At 58.9% G+C, this 18,862-nt stretch carries 13 protein-coding genes; 12 read left to right on the plus strand and 1 reads right to left on the minus strand.

From position 1 onward, the window contains the following. Positions 1 to 95 precede the first annotated feature (95 nt). The 6 genes from H261_RS15230 (at position 96) to H261_RS23455 (ending at position 10,061) form a co-directional block, all read left to right on the plus strand. Entirely contained in the window at positions 96 to 3,509 is a 3,414-nt protein-coding gene (locus tag H261_RS15230) for an autotransporter family protein (protein WP_152426898.1), read from the plus strand. Positions 3,510 to 3,532: 23 nt separating this feature from the next. Then, a complete protein-coding gene (locus tag H261_RS15235) occupies positions 3,533 to 4,339 on the plus strand; it encodes an alpha/beta hydrolase family protein (protein WP_008619198.1) in 807 nt (268 codons plus the stop codon). 160 nt (positions 4,340 to 4,499) lie between these two features. Then, on the plus strand, positions 4,500 to 4,817 hold the full coding sequence (locus H261_RS24870; protein ID WP_152426899.1) for a hypothetical protein: 318 nt from the start codon (positions 4,500 to 4,502) through the stop codon (positions 4,815 to 4,817). Next, entirely contained in the window at positions 4,814 to 6,280 is a 1,467-nt protein-coding gene (locus H261_RS15240) for a ShlB/FhaC/HecB family hemolysin secretion/activation protein (protein ID WP_008619200.1), read from the plus strand. The genes H261_RS24870 and H261_RS15240 overlap by 4 nt, the downstream gene beginning before the upstream one ends. Before the next feature lie 71 nt (positions 6,281 to 6,351). Beyond that, on the plus strand, positions 6,352 to 6,519 hold the full coding sequence (locus H261_RS25480) for a hypothetical protein (protein WP_008619202.1): 168 nt from the start codon (positions 6,352 to 6,354) through the stop codon (positions 6,517 to 6,519). Positions 6,520 to 6,521: 2 nt separating this feature from the next. Next, complete coding sequence (locus H261_RS23455) at positions 6,522 to 10,061, plus strand: two-partner secretion domain-containing protein (protein ID WP_008619204.1); 3,540 nt, start codon at positions 6,522 to 6,524, stop codon at positions 10,059 to 10,061. A 572-nt stretch (positions 10,062 to 10,633) separates the two neighbouring features. Here H261_RS23455 and H261_RS15250 read toward each other — a convergent pair. Beyond that, on the minus strand, positions 10,634 to 11,227 hold the full coding sequence (locus tag H261_RS15250; protein ID WP_322096297.1) for a recombinase family protein: 594 nt from the start codon (positions 11,225 to 11,227) through the stop codon (positions 10,634 to 10,636). Between the two features lie 260 nt (positions 11,228 to 11,487). Between H261_RS15250 and H261_RS15255 the strand changes: the two genes are divergently transcribed. The 6 genes from H261_RS15255 (at position 11,488) to H261_RS24875 (ending at position 18,181) form a co-directional block, all read left to right on the plus strand. Then, on the plus strand, positions 11,488 to 12,042 hold the full coding sequence (locus H261_RS15255) for a hypothetical protein (RefSeq protein WP_008619208.1): 555 nt from the start codon (positions 11,488 to 11,490) through the stop codon (positions 12,040 to 12,042). A gap of 10 nt (positions 12,043 to 12,052) precedes the next feature. Further along, positions 12,053 to 12,730 carry a hypothetical protein gene (locus H261_RS15260; protein ID WP_008619209.1) on the plus strand — a complete coding sequence of 226 codons (678 nt, stop codon included), beginning with the start codon at positions 12,053 to 12,055 and terminating at the stop codon, positions 12,728 to 12,730. Between the two features lie 24 nt (positions 12,731 to 12,754). Then, a complete protein-coding gene (locus tag H261_RS15265; protein ID WP_008619211.1) occupies positions 12,755 to 13,792 on the plus strand; it encodes a hypothetical protein in 1,038 nt (345 codons plus the stop codon). A gap of 324 nt (positions 13,793 to 14,116) precedes the next feature. Beyond that, on the plus strand, positions 14,117 to 15,946 hold the full coding sequence (locus H261_RS15270; protein ID WP_008619212.1) for a type IV secretory system conjugative DNA transfer family protein: 1,830 nt from the start codon (positions 14,117 to 14,119) through the stop codon (positions 15,944 to 15,946). A gap of 10 nt (positions 15,947 to 15,956) precedes the next feature. Then, entirely contained in the window at positions 15,957 to 16,868 is a 912-nt protein-coding gene (locus tag H261_RS15275) for a hypothetical protein (protein WP_040476628.1), read from the plus strand. 791 nt (positions 16,869 to 17,659) lie between these two features. Beyond that, entirely contained in the window at positions 17,660 to 18,181 is a 522-nt protein-coding gene (locus tag H261_RS24875) for a hypothetical protein (RefSeq protein WP_152426900.1), read from the plus strand. Positions 18,182 to 18,862 lie beyond the last annotated feature (681 nt).

Raw genomic sequence — 18,862 nt, forward strand, 5'->3', positions numbered from 1 at the left:
AAAAAGAGTGTATATCACCATTTACCGTCCATAATTACGCCGTATCGGGGTGTCTATCACCTCTTTGCCGTGATGCGAAAGAATAGGGGGACTTCATGACGCGGTCGTTGAGTCGTGCGTTGCTGGCGAGTGTTTCAGGGGTGGCGTTGCTGGCTCATGGCGGAATGGCGTGGGCAGCCGACGACACCATTCCGAAGGTGCTTTCCAATGACTGGGGAGTTCAGACACAGGCGCTGAGCAATCCCCTCAACATCGGGGCTGGCAACCGTCTACTGGCACCCAGTGGTTCCATCGCGGTGACCGTGGCTCCGAGCGCCTCCTGGGATACGTCCGGAACAGCCAACATCATCTTGTACAACAACGCCACCATTCAGGGCGGCAGTGACGGGCGCAAGGCCATCGACATCGGCGCCTGTGGCAACCTGTCCTGCGGCTCCCAGGCTGTGAACACTGTCATCACGGTGAATTCCGGAGCGACCATCGCAGGCGGAAACGGGCACCACGGCACCGAGACTGGTTCGGGTCAGGGTATCCTGATCGAGGATTCGGTTAGCGGAAGCATCACCGTCAGCAACGGCGGAAGCATCACCGGCGGCTCCGGCGGTACCTCTTATAGCGGCGGTCACGGTATCGACCACTTCGGCACCGGCATGCTGTTTCTCAGCGGCTCCGGCATCGTCGCGGGCGGGGCGGGCGGCAACGGCACGGCTTCCGGTGGGGCCGGGGCTGGCGGCAACGCCACCGACGGTGCCGACGGTATCGGTCTGTCCGCCACCGGTTCCAGGCTGAACATGAGCGCCGGGCGGGCTGTCGGTGGTAATTCCGGGGTGGGGGGCTCCAGCACCGGTGGGACCGGTGGATACGGCGCCTACAGCGGCAACGGCATCACCATCGGCGATTATGGCTCCGCCTCGGTCGGTACGGGCAATTCCGCCACCCTGTCCGGTTCGGCCCAGGCCATCGGCGGCAATGGCGGCGGTGGCGGCAGCGGCGTAACCGGTTCCAGCGGCAATCCCGCCAATCTGGGCAGCAATGGCGGCGGCTGGGGTATCGGCATGCTGGCCAACGGCTCTTCGCTGACCACCAGCGGTTCGGCTGCCGTGACGGGCGGCAATGGCGGGACCGGCGGCGACAGCACCGGAGCGGGCAATGCCGGAGCAACCGGTGGCGTCGGCGGCTCCGGCATCGGGATCGGTTCGACGACGCCAGCCCCCAACAACGTGACTGTAACCATCGGTTCGGGCACCACCGTCACCGGTGGCAACGGCGGGGCGGGCGGGACTGGCGGAGCCGGTGCCAATGGTGGTGACGGTGGGAACGGTAGCTACGCCATATATGTGCGAAATGCCGGAACTGGGACTCAGATCAGCAACAGCGGCACCATCACCGGCGGTACGGGCGGCTCTGGCGGGACCGGTGGTACGGGCGGTTCCAGTGGGGCCTCCGGTGCCAATGGTGGCGGCATCTATGTCAACGCAGGGACGGTCAGTAGCCTTATCAATGACGGAACCATCATTAGTGCCGGTGGCAACAATGCCGGAGGCGGCATTTCCATAGGCAGCAGCGGGAATATCACCTCCATCACCAACAGCGGCACCATTTCCGGTGGCTCTGCATGCGCTACTGGTGACTCCGGGTGCAACAAGTCACTGGATTTCTCGACGGCACAATCAGCCGTCACGGTGAACAACAGCGGCACCCTTCAGGGGGATATTCGGGCATCGACGCACGGCGACACCTTCAATTTCACCGGCGGCAACCTCAATGGCAGTCTCTGGGTGCAAGGATCGGGGACGGCCCCATCCATCAATGTCACGTCCGGCACCACGACCGTTGCCGGAAGCCCCTTGACGATCGGCCAGGACAATCCGATCCGCTCGCTGACCATATCGAACGGCACCACTCTCGCGTTTTCTCGTGACGCGACCATCAACCTGGGCGCATTCAGCTTCTCCGGTGGCGCCACCATCGACAATGGGACGTCAAAAGTGACTCTCAATCACTATGACGGCATGAATGTTCCAGAGTCGCAGAGTGGTTCTCTTTATTTCAAGACGACCATCAACGCCAACACCGGCAAGCACGGCTATTGGGTCTTTACTCAGGCCAGTGGTACGCCGGACACCACCATGTTCTCTACCGGAGCCCCCATTATCGTCCCCACTGTTGTCGGTACTGCCGCCCTTGGTTCGAAGTATATCGTTATCCAGGACACCGATGGTCGCACCATCGTCAACATGCCCACGGTGGTCAATTCCGGCGGCTATACTTGGCGGGTCAGTTCCGTCACCGGCGCGGGGCAGGCCGACACCGATGGCGTCTCCTACGGCACCGGCACCACCAACATCATCCTCACCAACGGCGGCGCCAACGCCGCCGGGACCGCCACTGGCGTCAACGGAAGGGGCCTCTCCGCCCTGGCCAGCTATACCGGCAACAATTCCACCATGACGGCATTGTCCAACGCCATCAACAATCTGACCTCCGCCGCCGATATCGAAAAAGCGGGGGCTCAGCTACGCCCGCCCGCCAACGGAGCCACCACCCAGGCGGCTTTGGGTGCGGTCGGCCAAGCGGTCAACACCATCTCCATCCGCACCGACAGCGTACGGGCCGCCTCGACCGACACCGGAGGCGGCACTGGCGTGTCTTCGGGTGAAATGTTGCGTGGTCTGGGCGTGTGGACCCAAGGCTTCGGCTCCGTCGCCACCCAGGACAAGCGCCTGGGGATCGATGGCTACACCTCCGATACCTACGGCCTTGCCTTCGGCGCCGACGCCAAGGTGGCGGAACCCGTCCGGGTCGGCCTATCCTTCGCCTATGCCCGTACCAACGTAGACGATGCCGGAAGCCGCGAGGGATCGGGGCAGAAGATCAATTCCTATATCGGCAGCCTCTACGGCACCTATACCGCCTCGCGCTGGTACATGGACGGAGCCTTGACCTACGGCCATCACACCTACGACGGCACCCGTATCATCAACATCACCGGGGCCACTCAGCAGACCGCCAAGTCCTCCTATTCCGGCCAGCAATACGGAGCCAAGGCGGAGATTGGCGTACCATTCGCAGTGGGGGCGGGACTCACCCTGACCCCGTTGGCCGGATTCGCCTATAACCACTTGCGCCAGGACGGCTATACCGAGACGGATGCCGCCGCCGCCCTGACCGTGGGATCATCCAACACGGATTCCATCAAGTCCAACTTTGGCGCCAAGGTTTCCGGTACGATGGCGCAGTGGGGCGATTGGAACGTCAAACCCAACGGGCGCGCCATCTGGAGCCACGAGTTCAACACCAAGGCCCATGATCAGTCCTCGGCCTATGTGGATGGCGGTTCGTCCTTCACCACGGCAGGCACGGACGCGGCCAGCGAATCCTTCGCCATTGGGGTCGGCGTGGACTTGGCCTCGGTGCGCAACACGACCCTCTCAGCCAAGTACGATGCCGGGCTTTCCGACCGCTATGTGAGCCATACCGGCTCGCTCCAAGCCCGTATGGAGTTCTGAGAATCACAAGGCAGACGTCATGGTTGCTGGCATTGGTGCTTCCGCTCTTGGCAGGATGCGCCACCCTGGACCGTGATGCCAATGCCGATGGTATCGCCGGGCCGGTGGGCCTCAAGCGGATGATCGTCAAAACCGATCCGTTCGTGCTCACCACCTTTGCCCGCATCCGCGATCCGGGCCAGCCCGTCACCGTCTATATCGAGGGGGATGGCTTGGCCTGGTTGTCCCGCTCCGAGGTGTCGCTTGATCCGACACCACGCGAGGCCATGGGACTTGCCCTTGCGGCGGCGGACCCTTCCCCCAACGTCGTTTACCTCGCCCGCCCCTGCCAGTTCACGGCACGCGCCAAGAACCCCACTTGTGGCATCCCCTATTGGACGGGCAAGCGCTTCGCTCCCGAGGTCATCGCCGCCATGGGGCAAGCCGTCGATCAGGTGGCAGCCCAAGTGCCGGGGCAGAAAATCAACCTCGTGGGCTATTCCGGCGGCGGGGCCGTTGCCGTTCTCGTCGCGGCAGGGCGTAAGGACGTGGCGTCGATTCGTACCGTCGCGGGCAATCTCGACCATGCCGAGGTCAACCGCCTCGCCAAGGTGTCGCCTCTGTCCGGATCGCTCAACACCATCGACGTTGCCCCCCAGGTGGCGAAAATCCCGCAAATCCATTTCAGCGGCGCGGTCGATACCACCGTACCGCCGGTCATCGCCGAACGCTTCCGCCAAGCCGCCGGATCATCCTGTGTTGTGGTGCGGACAGTGCCGGGGGCCAGCCACGAAACCGGGTGGCGGGAACGCTGGCGGGAGCTTCTGCGGGAGGTTCCTGGGTGTGTTTAAGTCTTAGGAACAAAAGAGAAAAGACCACAGCAAAAGCCCCACGCAAACTTCAAGGCGAAAATCGCCTTGGTAGAAATAGCAGGTTGATACCCGCATTTTTTTCATGCCATAAGAGCGGGGGCTTTTTACAATCTTGGGTGTTTGGTCGAGGGGGAATTCCGTGCTGGTGATGACCCGAGGAATTGCCGGAAAGGTTCGCCTTCTGGTCGCGGCTGTTTCTGTTGTCTCGCTCGGGGCGATACCGGACGCCCTGGCGCAAAATCGCCTCCCAGCCTCGGACGATCCGGGACGGATCGAGCGTCGCTTCCCATCCCCTGCCGACATGCTGCGCGGCGAAACGCCCACGGATATGTCCACCCCTCCCGGCTCCGGCAACCATCCTGCGCCCAACGTCCGCAAGGACAATACGCCCCAGATCATTCAGGACGGAAACGACATCATCCTTCTCCCCTCCGGGAAGGAGGATAAGAAGAAATGAACCGCCCTCGCTCTCTCCTGACCGCAGGCGTCTGCCTTGCCGCCTTGACTGCGACCGCCAACGCCTGGGCGCAAGTCAACATCGCCATCGTTCCCGGCGGTGCCGACCCTGGCCGGACCGAAAAGCGCTTCGAGCAACCGCGTAAGCCGCAATCGGTCATCGAGCCCCAGGCCCCCGAGATCGACGAGCAAATGCCGCCCGACCAGTCGGATAAAATCCGCCTGACCTTGAACGGGGTGAGCATCGAAGGGGCGACGGTCTTTCCCGTCGAAGACCTCTCCGCCTTCCATGCCGACAAGCTGGGCAAGGAAGTCTCGTTAACCGAGGTTTACAAGGTGGCGGACGAGATCACCGCCAAGTACCGCAACGCCGGTTTCATCCTGTCCAAGGCCATCGTGCCGCCGCAGCGCATTTCCGGCGGACAGATCACCATTCGCGTGGTGGAGGGCTTCGTTAACGAGGTGTTGATTGAGGGAGAGGCCAACGGACGTGCCGACCTGTTCCATGAATGGGGCGAGCGGATCAAGGAATCCAAGCCCCTCGATAACAAGGTGTTGGAACGTTACTCCCTGCTTGCCAACGACCTGCCGGGCATAAAGGCCAAGGCGGTCTTGCGCCCGTCCAAGACCACGCCGGGCGCATCCGACGTGGTGTTCGTCATCGAGCATAAATATCTCGAGCTGTCTGCCTCCTTCGACAACCGGGGCACCAAGACCAGCGGCCCGCGTGAATACACCCTGGGGGCTGGCCTCAACTCGATCCTGGGCCTGTATGAAAAAACCTCGGTCAGTTGGATCAACACCACCGAGCAAAGCGAGTTGCGCTATCTGGCGATCCAGCATGACGAGGTTCTGAATTCCGAGGGAACCAAGCTCACCCTGTCGGGCAACCGCAGCCGGGGAGAGCCGGGCGAGTCTCTGCGCGACTTGGAGCAGCGTTCCCGCAACGTCACCCTCAGCGCCGCCCTCTCTCATCCCCTGATCCGCACCAGGACGGAAAACTTCTCCCTGTCCACCGGGTTTACGTCGCGGGATTCACGCTCCGAGCAGTTGGGGCAGGTATCGTCCAGTGACCATACCAGGGCGTTCAAGATCGGCGGCTCCTACGACTTCTCGGATTCCTGGGATGGCGTCAACCTGTTCGCCCTTGACCTGTACCGGGGTATCGACGGCCTGGGGGCCACCCGCTACGAATACGGCTTGAAGTCGCGGGCGCGGGGCCGCGCCGATTTCACCAAGCTGACCCTGGATGCGTCGCGCACCCAGCAACTGCCGAATCAGTTTGCCCTGATTATCGGCATGACCGGGCAATGGTCGGCCAATGCCCTGCTGTCGTCCGAGGAATTCGGCTATGGCGGCTCGCAATATGGTCGCGCCTACGACTCGTCCGAGATCACCGGCGACAAGGCATCACCGGAAAGCTGGAGCTCCAGTACACCAACCAGGTCGAGGATATCGGGCTGAAATACTATCAGCCGTTCATCTTCTACGATGCCGGTCTCACCCACGACCGCGATCCTGTCAACACCAATGCCGTGCGTACCGGCACATCGGCGGGCATCGGCATCCGCTTCGGCCTGACCGACTATTTCAGCGGCAGCCTGGAAATCGACAAGCCCTTGACCCGCCCGGTATCCGCCAACCTCCCCGGCGGCAAGGGCAAGGAACCCCGTCTGTTCTTCAGCATCTCGGCAAGGTACTGACCATGATCCGCCGCCCCTCCATGCGCCGCTGGCTCATTTCCACCACCGCCCTGGCCGGAGTGCTGACCGTTTGCACCCCTGTCGTCCATGCCAACCCGCAGGGCGGCACGGTGGCGCAAGGCTCCGCCGTCATCAGCCAGCCAGACGCCAAGACGGTGCAGGTCAACCAATCCAGCGACCGCGCCGTGATCGACTGGAAAAGCTTCAGCATCGCGGCGGGCGAAACCACCCGCTTCGTTCAGCCCTCGTCCTCGTCCATGACCCTGAACCGGGTGACCGGCGATCAAGTGTCGCAGATTCTCGGCAACCTTCAGGCCAATGGCCGCGTCGTCCTGGTCAATCCCAACGGCATCGTCTTCGGGGCGGGCTCCAAGATCGACGTTGCCGCCCTGGTCGCCTCCACCGCCAATATCAAGAACGAGAACTTCATGGCGGGGAACATGAAGTTTGATATCCCCGGCAAGGCCAATGCCCAGATCGTCAACGAAGGCACCATCACCGCCGCCGATGGTGGCTTGGTCGCCATCGTGTCCCCCTATCTCCGCAATTCCGGCATCATCTCCGCCCGTCTCGGCAAGGTGGCGCTTGCCGCCGCCAATGGCGTGACCCTCGACCTGTACGGCGACAACCTCATCCTGTTCCAGGCGAGCGACAAGATCGCCAGCCTGATCGTCGGAGCCGATGGCCAGATCGTCGCCAGCCTGATCGAGAACAGCGGCAAGATTTACGCCGATGGCGGGCGGGTACTCATGAGCACCAATGCCGCCAAGGGCGTGGTGGATAACGCCATTAACACCACCGGCCTGATCAGCGCCCGCGCCGTCGAGCAACAGGGCGGCGAGATTGTCTTGAAGGGCGAGGATGCCGGAATCGTCCAGGTGTCCGGATCACTGGATGCTTCGGGCAAGGAGGCGGGACAGAAGGGCGGCACCGTCAACGTGCTGGGTGAAAAGGTCGGCCTTCTCGGCAATGCTTCCGTTGACGTATCCGGCGATGCCGGGGGCGGCACCGCCCTGATCGGCGGCGACTATCAGGGCAAGGGCAGCGTCCGCAATGCCCAGGTCGCCTATATGGGCCAGGACGCCACCATCAACGCCAGCGCCCTGAGTACCGGCAACGGCGGCAAGGCCATCCTGTGGGCGGACGGCACCACCCGCAGCTATGGCCGCATCTTCGCGCAAGGCGGCACCAATGGCGGTGACGGCGGCTTTGTCGAGACTTCGGGCAAGGGCTTCCTGGATCAGACCGGAACGGTCAACACCCTGGCTCCCAAGGGCAAGACCGGCACTTGGTTGCTCGATCCCATGGATATTTTTGTTGCCAACAATGGCGGTCAGACCTTGGACGGTACCAACTCTTCGCTCTTCGCTGACAATTCCGGCGGAACCAGCACTATCGATCCCTCAGTCATCAACTCTGCCACCAGCAACGTGACCCTTCAGGCGTCGCGTGATGCCTATGTCGTCAATGCCATCAATATGACCAACGCGGGCAAGGCTTTGACCATCGAGGCGGGGCGCGACCTGCGGGTGAACGCCAACATCAACACCAACAATGGGGATATCTACCTTCTCGCAGGTTACGACGCCGCGAGCGGACAGGGGGGAGTGAAGCAAGGCGTCCTTAATATCAATGGAGCAACTGTTTATAGCGGATCAGGGCAAATCGTCGTTTCGGGCAAAGACCCAGGCGGTATTGTTGATCCTACGAGCAATGGATTTGGCGGAATCGTCTATCAGAACGGCGGAAAGTTTCAGAACTCCAGTGGATATGTCGATGTATGGACCGCTGACACGCCCGACCTTTCCAACAATACCGTTCCAGCAGGGTGGTCGCTGACCAAGGGATCAGTGAACAACGGCTATGGCATCGTTGGGGGAGTGTTGAGCGCGTGGCCCACTGACAATGCCGGCGACCTCGGAAAGACGGGAGCTCCGCCGTCATCGGTAAGGGAAATTCGGGCAAGTTGGGATGGAAATATGGCCTTCACGACATGGGGCCAGAGCACCGGCTTTATGTTCATGATTGGCGGCATCCAGTATTGGGTCTCAGCTGGCTACTCTGCAAATCGCTGGAGCGGCCCCCTTGTAGGTCAAAGTGGAAGCGCAATCATGATCGCGACCATTCCGGATTCCGGTACAAGCTGGACTCATCTTAACTCAACCAATCTTGGAACTATCTATGGCACTTATCACCAGGAGGCGTTCGTATCGAACGGCAGTGTGCGCTATCGTGGGTATGACAACGCGAATCCCGGCGCCTATCTCTGGGATTTCACCGTCAATGACGCGGCCATCGTTCCCACCAGCATCAGCGCTTTCAAGTTCCGTTCTTATACCACGACAGATACAACCACCAATCTCTCCAATCCTCGCGTCACCTACCGCAGCGCCGTAACCGCCTCATCCGGCGGCAGTGGCTCGAATGGCGGGGTGAGCAGCGGTACATCCAGCAGCACCTCAACCACTTCCGTGCCTAACAACGTGCTAAATGGTCCGGACCTGAGCCGAAATGGAGGGATCAATCCGCGCGGGCGCAACAGCGAAGGCGAGGGAGGAAAGGGAAGCGGCACGCAGCCGATCGTCCTAACCCCACAAAAAATTGCAGAATTCAATCGAATGCTTGACGCCGCAGGAAATAGACCGGCTGGCGTCATTGATACGCTTAAAACCATTTTTTATGGAGACCCTGGAGAGATTACTGAAGCTCTTAGAGATAAATTATTCTCAGCGACAACGAATGCCGCATCATCTGCAAAAGTTGAACTTTCTGATGCTATAATAGCAGCTGAAGATGCTTATAGAGCCGACCGAACGCTCCGCTTTACAGGGCTAACCATGAAAGAATACGTTGCCGGGGCAACGGCGGCAGAACGGGCCCGTGTTAATCATTTAAGCGGCTTAGCGCGAGAATTTGGCGAGGCCGCGCAAATTGGTAAAGTGGTAAAAATTGGTGGGGGCCTGCTAACACTTGTTGATATCGCCACAAAGGAACAAGAGGCGTTTAACGCTTTAAAGAGCGGGAACTATCTTGATCTTGCAGACAATGCAGGTCAAACAGCTTTGAACGCAGCATCCCTTATCGCAGTTGCGAATCCTGCTGTTGCAGCGGGAGCGCTAGTTAATGCCCTTTTGCAGGCTGCAATTTATGCTCCGTCAAGAGCGTTTATGGAGGGGGCATCGAATTCAATCCAAGCGATTGGCGACATGAATGTAAAAGTTGCAAGACAGCTGGGAGAAGTTATGAAATCAGAGCTCCCACCTGAAACGAAGGCTGAATTTATCAAGAGCATAATAACGCACGAACAGAATGCTGTCGCATCCATCGTTAGGTCAATTAATGAGGATGGGACAAAACTCGGATCGCAGATTTTTGATGCTGGCACATGGATTGTCACTTTAGGGCAGGCACCACTTCCTGGTGCGACTCTTATGCAGGCCGTAACCTCTGCACAAAATAACGTCGATCAAGTTGGCAAAAATTACATCGAAAAGTTCAATATGGAATACCCGCAATATGCGATTAAATATACAACAACATGATGCGTGCAAACATATAGAGAATTTGCCACACACTCCGCCTTGCAATTATGCTCAAACGCATATAATAACAGCATTATATTAATTACGTACATTTTAAAATGGACAACTTCATTAGTGACTACCTTACACATAACTGAAATATAAACAGGCGAGACTTCGTTGGAAGATCACTCTCATCATGACTCCTATGAGTTATTGCAGTAACGCTCTCACTACAGCTTCCGGAACAACTAGCTAAGTATGCTATAATATTCATTATGGCTGTTGTGCAGTACGTTTACGCTTGCAGTATGCTTAAGCGTTTTCATGACTTTTGAAGTGCGTGAATTATCGGCACCGGGCTGTATTTATCATATGCTTTCCTGGCGTCGTCTGTTTGGGCGTCGATCATGCTCTCGCCAGATGTGGACGCCTATCAAAGTTACGGATGGTTTTTTGCAGCGTCAAAAATCATTTATCCGCTCGTTTTAGTACAATTCTTATATTTAACAATAAGACCTGGAAAAGCGTATCCACAAAATAATGCGTGAGCATAAGCGGCATTGCGGCATTTTTTTGTGTGATTATCTCAGTTAATAGCGCCAGATTTCGATATTTCTTACAGTCTGCACCACCCACATCCGCCCCGTCCGCGTTTTCACTCCCCGCTCGTTCAATTCCCTCGCCGTCTCCGATAGATTCAACCCTTCCGCTCGAAGGCTCTCGATGATCGGCCAGACGCTTTCTGCGAAGCGATCCGCTGCCGCCACGGACGCTGCCCGCCCCTTCTTTCCCGCCTCCTGGATATTCGGGTTGCCCAAGACCACTCCGCGTGCCTTCGCCGCCTTGAGGGCGGCTTTCGTCCGCTCCGATGCCATATCCCTCTCATGCTCCGCCACGGCAGCCAGGATGTGGATGGTAAAGCGGGTGGCGTCGGGCATATCGCAGGCGCGGAACTCCACCCGGCTTTCCATCAGATTCGATATGATGGCGACGGATCGCGCCAGCCGGTCGAGCTTGGCGATCAAGAGCGGCAGCTTCTTCCGGCGGCAGAGTTCGAGGGCTTTACCGAGTTCGGGGCGATCCGCCCGCTTCCCGCTCTCCACCTCCATAAAAGAGGCGAAAAGCTCGCCACCCGTCCGAGTGAGATATTCGGCAACGGCGGCTTGCTGGGCTTGCAGCCCCAGGCCGGAGCGTCATTGCTTGTCGGTCGATACCCGGTAATAGGCAACCCAAAGCGGTCTATTGCCGTTTTCCATGCGTGATTTAAAAGTGATAAACGGTCGTTTAAGACTTTGAACAGTCTATGCAAAACCCTAATTTTCCCAAATTTATTTGCCGCGCATAGGCTCCGTCGCGGACTCGCTCATCCCGACCTTGACTCCCCCACCCCACCGTGGAGAATTTACGGATTGGTTCACAAGCGTTACTGAGGGGGACGGGAGACGTGAACAATAAGAAGCTGTTTCGGATCATCGCCCTTTGCTCCTTCGTCGTCGCGGCGGCGATCTCCACGACGGTGGAGAAGTTCCAGGGTCAACGCCTCCCCACCTTCCTCTTCTTTTTCCTTGCCGGGTTGCCTGTCGGATATATCGCCTCCTGGATTTTGGGTGCCCTCAATTGGGTGGCGTTCAACGGATCGGATGGCGACGGCCTGGGGCTTGTGCCCTTCATCGGAAAAGTCCTCTCCCTGCCCTTTCTGCCCTTCATATGGCTTTGGCGCTTCCATCGCCGGAGGCAGGAGGCGCGGCGGTATGAGCTCGGGCGGGCGGATCGCGAACGGACGGCGGCGGAGGAACGGGAGCGGGCCTTTTGGGCGTCTCCGGAGGGACAGAGAGTCCGGGCGGCTCATTTGCTCGCGGAGACCGAAAAGGGCAAAGCCGAGACATTGGCGCAAATACGCCTTGCCGAGACGAGCGGGCTTGCTGGAATCGCCCGGAGCGTGGCTCAGGAAGAGGAAGAGCGCCAACGGCGGCAGCTCGAAGAGCTCAAGAGGATTTGAGGGATAGCCCATGACGCGCAAAACCCTTGGCGACCTTCTCAATCCCGCCGCCTATCTGCAACGCCTCCGCGCCGAGGCGGATTTGCAGATCAAAGCGGCACGGCTCGACATGGATGCCCAGGTGGAGCGGGCAAAGCTGGAACAGGGCGACCGGCACCACGGCGACCGAATGTCGCTCGAAGTCCGCAAGGTCGAATCCGGGGAGCTCCAGGCGGCGGGGCAACTGGCCCTCGGACATGACGAGCTCGATTTCAAGCGTCAAAGCGCAGCCCTCACCGCGCAAACCTCCCTCGAGGTGGCGCGGACGCAGAATGCCGGTGCCCTTGAGCTCTCGCGGCAGAACCACACCCAATCCCTCGATATGTTCCGGGAGCAACTGCACGGCAGCATCGTCGAGAAGACCGGCAATGCGGTCAATGAAAGCCTCTTGTCTGCCCTTCGACGGGGCGAGGATTCCAACCGCGCCTTTACCTCCGCCATGGCCGATATCATCAAGGCCCGCAAGATCGCGGAAATCTCGACCGCGCAAACCGACCATGCCGAACGGAACCGTGCGGCGGAACGCGAGCACGAGATCAATATGGAGGTTCTGAAAGCCCAGCTTTCCCAAGGGGCGCGGGATAACGGGCTCGACGAAGCCGACCTCATGCGCCGCTTTGCCGAATGGATGGCAGCGGAGGAAAAGTAGCGATCCACGGTCGGGAGCGGGAGCATGGCCGGATGGTATCGCGTCATAAAGACCGTGCGGGGGCGCAAATACGCCTACCTCCAGCGGTCTTTCCGGGACGGTGGGCACGTCCGGACGGAAAGCCGCTATCTGGGGCCGGTTTCCGGTCTCCAGGAAGGAGGCGCGACTATTCCCGTCCCCGTGGAGCCGGAACCGTCCCCATCGCCCCCCATATCCCTGCCGCCCGATTCCGGGCCGACAGAAAGCCCGAAGGGCGATGCCTCCGCCCGCCCGTCGCTGGCCAGCATTGCCAAGTATCGGCTTCGTTTGCGTTTTGTTCCTTCAGTTGTCAACCTGGATGACAGCCGCCTCCAGCGGGAATATGCGCGGGTGATCGGATGGGCTCAGGGGCTCGGAGCCTCGCCCGAGAGCTTTCCCCGCATCGCAATCCGTTTCGGCTCCAAGTCGGGCATTCGGCGGGCATGGCTTGGTAATGCCCTGGTTGCCACGGCTCCGAGGGGATCGGGACGCAAGGCGATCCGAACGGTGGCGGCAAATGCCCTTGGGCACGCCTTCTTGGACGCGATCCGCGCGGCAAATCCCCTCGCCCATGCCGTTCTGTCCGAACGCCTCCAGGGGAGCTATCGCGCCTCTTCCTGGCTTGTATTCCGGGCTTTGGCTTTACAAAGCCAAAAGCCTCTTGTCGCGTTATCACTACAAATCTTTTTGTTTGGAAACATCTCGCAAGTGCTTGGTTTTTCCGCACAATCCTACGGGCTGGCAGACACACCACGGCGGACAGGATGGGAGGACGAGGCGGCGGCGATCATCGGGGAAATCGCCGCAAGCGGATACCGCCACACCCTCCACTCCCGTGTCCAGGCGACGGCGGAGGCGTATGAGCGGGAACACAAGGCGCGGCGCAATCTCGAGAAGTGCAAAGGGGTATTTGCGACTATCACGGGAAGACGACGAGCCCTGAAAAAGAAGCTCGCGAGGGCGACATTCGCCCGCCTCGCGACCGAGGAGGCAGGGCGCAAGCTCCGACTCCTCGTCCACTACATCCCCGAGCTCGAGGGGTGATCCTGGGGGGCGGCTTTCGAAAATTTTTCCGCTCCATTTTTCTGCCTCCCTCGCCTTCCAACCTCTCCAACCTCTGCCGATTCTCGAGATAAAACGGGGTGGGTGGGTGGGATCAATGCTCGGGTTCGAACCGCGCCAGCGGATCGACGGATGCGGGCGGCTCCGCGACCTGAAATGAGGAAAACGGAATGAAGGGAGTTGAATTGACAAAGACGTTATAAGTGTCTTGTTTTACTGTTATTTTTTGACTTTGCGGCACATTTCGATACACTGCCCGGCGTACTCGCTCTATGGCTATGCCGACAGGAGAACGGAAGCCCGCCAATGAACCACACGGATCAGGAGCTTTCCTCCCTCTTTCGTCGGAGATTTCCCGAGCTCGAAAGCGCCGACGCGGTTCGCCTCGGGCGCCTCCTTCCAGGCTCCGCCCCGGAGCTCGCGTTAGACCTGGCTAACGAGATCGCCCGCCTCCGGGGGCTTGCGACCTATGGCGAATTCCTCCGGATGCACGAGGCATCGCCCATCGCCGGAAAACCCCACAGGTCTTCCGCCGCCGAGATCGAAGACCGGCTTTGGCGCAATCCGCCGCCGGTCAAGAACGCGAAAGAGCTGCGCTTCTTTCGCTTCGCCCTCGAGCGGATCGCCCATAAAGAATATTCCGAATCCCTTTCCGCCCATGAACAAGAGCAACGCGCCAAAGACGCTTTTCGCAAGGATTTCCCGCCGGATATGGTGGGCTATCTTGCGTTTCTTGGAGCGCAAGATCCTTCGATTTCTCGGTTTTTTTTTGAGCGCTACCGGGTGCTCCCAATTTCCGAGGAAGACCGCAAGCGACACACCTACATCGTAGGCGGATCGGGCTCGGGCAAGAGCGAGCTCATCAAGTGGTTTCTTCACCACTACGTTACGCGTCACCCGAAAACCGCCGTGGTGCTGATCGAGCCGCACGGCCCGATTTCCAAGCAGGTCGCCCGATGGCGAGAGCTCGCGGACGGAAAGCGGCTCGTCTACATCCAGCCCGGCATGAGCACCGAGGTAACGCCCGTATTCAATCCCTTCGATATTTCCGACGAGGAGCGGCGCAATCCCAAGACGCTCGCGATCCTGGTGGACGATACCATTGACGTGGTGACGGAGCTTCTCGACAAGGATTTCTCACTCTACATGGAAACGCTCATGCGGGCGTGCCTCACCATCCTGTTTCACCGCCCCGGATCGACCTTCGCGGATATCCTGCGTTTCGTAGACCTGGACAACAATGCGGATTTGATCGAGACCGGGCGACGGATATTCGCGGCGGATTCGCCGCTTCTCTCCTTCATCCTCCGCGACCTGCCTGCCGATTCGCTCCGACCGACCCGGCAAGCGGTCAAAATGCGCTTCATCGCCCTCCTCTCGCGATATTCCTTTTCCTCCTTCCTGATCGGGAAAAGCACCATCAATCTCGAGGAGCTCATAAAGCGGCGGGCCTTCATCGTCTTCAATTTCTCCGCCTCGGATATCGGCAAGGCGGAAAGCCGGATATTCGGCAAGCTCATCCTGAGCCACCTCAAGGCATTCGGCTTCAAGCAGGGGCGCGACGATGCGCCACGGCATACCATCGTCCCCGTGCATGTCTTTATCGACGAATGCCAAGCCTTCATCACGGCGAGCCTGGGGGTGATCCTGGAGGAGCTCCGGAAATTCGGCATCCACCTCACCATCGTGCAACAGGGAATCGGTCAGGAGATGGGGCGGGAGCTCACGGAAGCGGTGCTTACCAATACCGCCGTGAAGATCACCGGGCGCAATTCCGAGGAAAACCTCCACAAGTTCGCCAAGCAGACCGGAGCCGATCCGAAGGAGCTTGAACGCCTCCAGGCAGGGAAAGGCCGGTTCTGTATCAGCGCCGGAGGGCGCAAGCCCGTCGTGATCCGGATTCCCGGACACCGGATCGACGACCGGGGATCGACGACGGAAGAGGTATGGCAGGCCACCCTTGCCGATCAAATCGCCCGCTTCTACACCCCGAGAAAGCCACTTCGAACCATCGAGACGGCCCCAGACGAAGGCGGAACCATAACCGACCAATCCGCGGGCTCGTCCCGCAAGGGATTCGCCCCCAAGGAGCTCGTTGCCGCCGATGGGAAGCTCTCGCTTCCGATAGACACCTAACCCCAATGCCATGACCACAGAAAACACACCGAAACGCCGACCACGGCAGCGCGATTTGCTCGCGCCGCTCGACGCGCTCACCCCCGGCCAACAGCGGGTGATTGCCTGCCTCGCCCGCTATCGGTACATGACCGTGCGGCAATTCGTAGACGCGGGCGCGGGCAAGCACGAGAGCACGGTGCGCGATCACCTCCTCTATCGCCTTGCAAGGCGGGTACGGGGAAACCTCCTCCAGTACCGGGAATATTTCGCCGTGTCGGCTCACCGCCGGCGGCCCTTCGTCTACGCCTTGACCCAACACGGGGCAACGGTGGCCGCCGAGCTCCTCGACGTTGAGGCGGAATCGATCCGCTATCCGGTCGGAGGCATTGCCCACGTTCACGATTACGAGCACCGGGAAGCCTATATCGACGTGTGCATCGCCCTCGACCGATGGGCGGAGGCGGGTGAAGCTCGGGAGACACTTTTCCTCTCTCACTATTTCGACAAGACAGGAGCCAACCGGAAGGGCATTCCGTCGCACTCCGTCAACCGGTTCGCGCTTCCGGGCGACCTGGGCAACGTCGAACCGGACGGAATATTTTTCGTCGATACCGGCACGAAGCGGCGGGCGCTGGCCCTCGAGCTCAACAACACGACTGACACCAAACGGGCAGTGGAAAAGCTCTTGAAACTCACCCATGCCGTCCAATCCGGATGCATTTCCGAGCACCTGGGGCACGACAAGGCGAATTTCGTGCTGTCGGTGGCCATGACGCCGGAGGCGTCCGCCCTGATCCGTTCGAGAATCGCCACGGCCAAGGGATTTGCCACCTTCTCCCCCGCCTTCCTGTTCAACGATCTTGCCACGATCAAGGAAAGCGGGTTTGCCTCCGGATGGAAATACGCGGACGGATCATCGGCGGAAGGGGTATTTGAATAACTCTGACATGTCATCCGACAAAATGCCGACATGTCGGATAGTGTCGGCGCTCAATGATGGCTTGAAATAGAGATATAGCAAAAATGTTTGAGTAAATGTCATAGTTTATTTTGCATAATGTTGGCGTGTGTCGGACGGCATGTTGTTTCATTTTTTGCTTTGCACTGCCTTGCTCCGACAGAACTACGACATTTTCGACATCATGCCGCACCCTGTCGGACTTGATTTTTTGGCTTAAATAAATACACTTATTGAAAATGTCGGCGCAGTGTCGGACGACATTTTCACAATATTTCCTTACAATGTCGCACCATGTCGGACGATAAATGATACGCCGTTACCCTTCAGGACGCGGCAGAAAGTTTTGGCTATAACAAGCGCACGATTGAAAGAAAGCTCGGGAGCGGGCAAATTTCCGAGTCTCAAACCTTCATCCGCGACTCAAAGCGCTACATCTATGTTTCCGAGCTCATACGGGTATTCGGCGAACCGAGGAGACGGAGCGAATCTGAGACCGCCGAGAGGTCGCAAGACCGAAAGGCGGTGGAAGATTCCGACGCCTCCGAGATCGCCAACCTCTTGCGGGAACGAGTAGAGGCAGCGGAACGCCGCGAACGGGAGGCCGTCGAGCGAGCGAATGCGGAGCGAGCCCGAGCGGATCGGTACGAAATCGAGCTCGCGGAGCTCCGGCAAGCGAATGCCGATCTTGTGACCCGGCTCCTCCCGCCTCCCCCGTCATGAAACGAACCCGGCTTTATCCGGAGGTTGTTCGGTCTTCGATAACAAGTCGGATGATTCGCGCCCACCACACGGCGCAAAAAGAAATACCAGAGCGAACCATACAGACGGCACAAAAAGGCAAGGTAGTACAAGTCTCCACCTTGCCTTTTTGCTTTCCCCGTCTGTCTTTTACGTTCGCGTATTTCTTAACTTTGCACCATATGCCAAGCGCACTCACTACCGCCCATTATACCTATGTCGCACAACACCTGAATCAAACCATGCTGGTTTATGAGCTCTTGAAGTCGGGTTTCCTGAGCTACGACGACATCCGCTCCGCCTACGATCCCGAGACCGAAGAATACACCGAAATCTATCAGTGGCTCGCATTCCCACGCTTCTACGGCGACGACCTGGATAGGCTCGCGGAGGTCGGAATCCCGGTGCTCGAGAGCGATTACGGGGATTGGGTCGGGATCACCTCATTCGGCAGCCATTACGACCTCTACGTCTATCCGTCGCTTATCAATGCGATTTTCGATATGGACATCTCCTATGACGACATCCAGGAACTGGGGCGGGTAATGCCATAGCCCCCACCTTCGCCCCTCTCGGAAAGAACGACGGGGGGCGAAGATCACGCGGGAAAGAGGGTAATAAGACCAATTTCCAAGCTTGCCGCCGCCGAACGGCAAGCCGGGATTATTCCGGCGATTGTTCGGAGGATAGAGGGGCGAAATTTGCCCCTTTTCCGCCCCATACAGAAGCGTTTGACCTCCGAGCCAGGGCGAACACCGTGAAAACGACTAACGCCCCTGTAATCGGCTTATTTCCAGTTCCCCCGAAGGGGCCAAAAAACCAAAATCCAAAAACAACAACACCTGACGCGCCTCGCGCGCGTTGTTGTAAATATTATACAATCTTTATAATAGTTTACGTCGTGGGATTTCCGCTAACCCAAACCAACTTCGTTGCCGAAATGGGACATATTCCCCGCCAAGTGGGACATATTCCCCGTGGAACTGGGACGTTTTCCCCGTGATATGGGACATATTCCCCGTAAAGTAGGACGAATTCCCCACCAGCCAAGAAACCGCACAACAATACGGAAAGCGCTGAAATGGGACAAAAATTTGACTCGTGTCCCATTATCCATAAAATCACGACATTACTTATAAATCCCCGCCATGCCGGATATCATCGTCACCAAGCCGAAAGAAAAGGCATTGGTGAAGCGCCACAATCATTTGATCGAAGCCCGCTACCGTTTAACT

Origin of the sequence: Paramagnetospirillum caucaseum, from assembly GCF_000342045.1 — a bacterium.
Taxonomy (GTDB): domain Bacteria; phylum Pseudomonadota; class Alphaproteobacteria; order Rhodospirillales; family Magnetospirillaceae; genus Phaeospirillum; species Phaeospirillum caucaseum.

Bases quoted from the DNA above. Each gene is read 5' to 3' on its own strand.
- H261_RS23455 (WP_008619204.1), top strand. From the start codon at position 6,522: ATGATCCGCCGCCCCTCCATGCGCCGCTGGCTCATTTCCACCACCGCC.
- H261_RS15240 (WP_008619200.1), top strand. From the start codon at position 4,814: ATGAACCGCCCTCGCTCTCTCCTGACCGCAGGCGTCTGCCTTGCCGCC.
- H261_RS15230 (WP_152426898.1), top strand. From the start codon at position 96: ATGACGCGGTCGTTGAGTCGTGCGTTGCTGGCGAGTGTTTCAGGGGTG.
- H261_RS15260 (WP_008619209.1), top strand. From the start codon at position 12,053: ATGACGCGCAAAACCCTTGGCGACCTTCTCAATCCCGCCGCCTATCTG.
- H261_RS15270 (WP_008619212.1), top strand. From the start codon at position 14,117: ATGAACCACACGGATCAGGAGCTTTCCTCCCTCTTTCGTCGGAGATTT.
- H261_RS15275 (WP_040476628.1), top strand. From the start codon at position 15,957: ATGACCACAGAAAACACACCGAAACGCCGACCACGGCAGCGCGATTTG.
- H261_RS15265 (WP_008619211.1), top strand. From the start codon at position 12,755: ATGGCCGGATGGTATCGCGTCATAAAGACCGTGCGGGGGCGCAAATAC.
- H261_RS24875 (WP_152426900.1), top strand. From the start codon at position 17,660: ATGATTCGCGCCCACCACACGGCGCAAAAAGAAATACCAGAGCGAACC.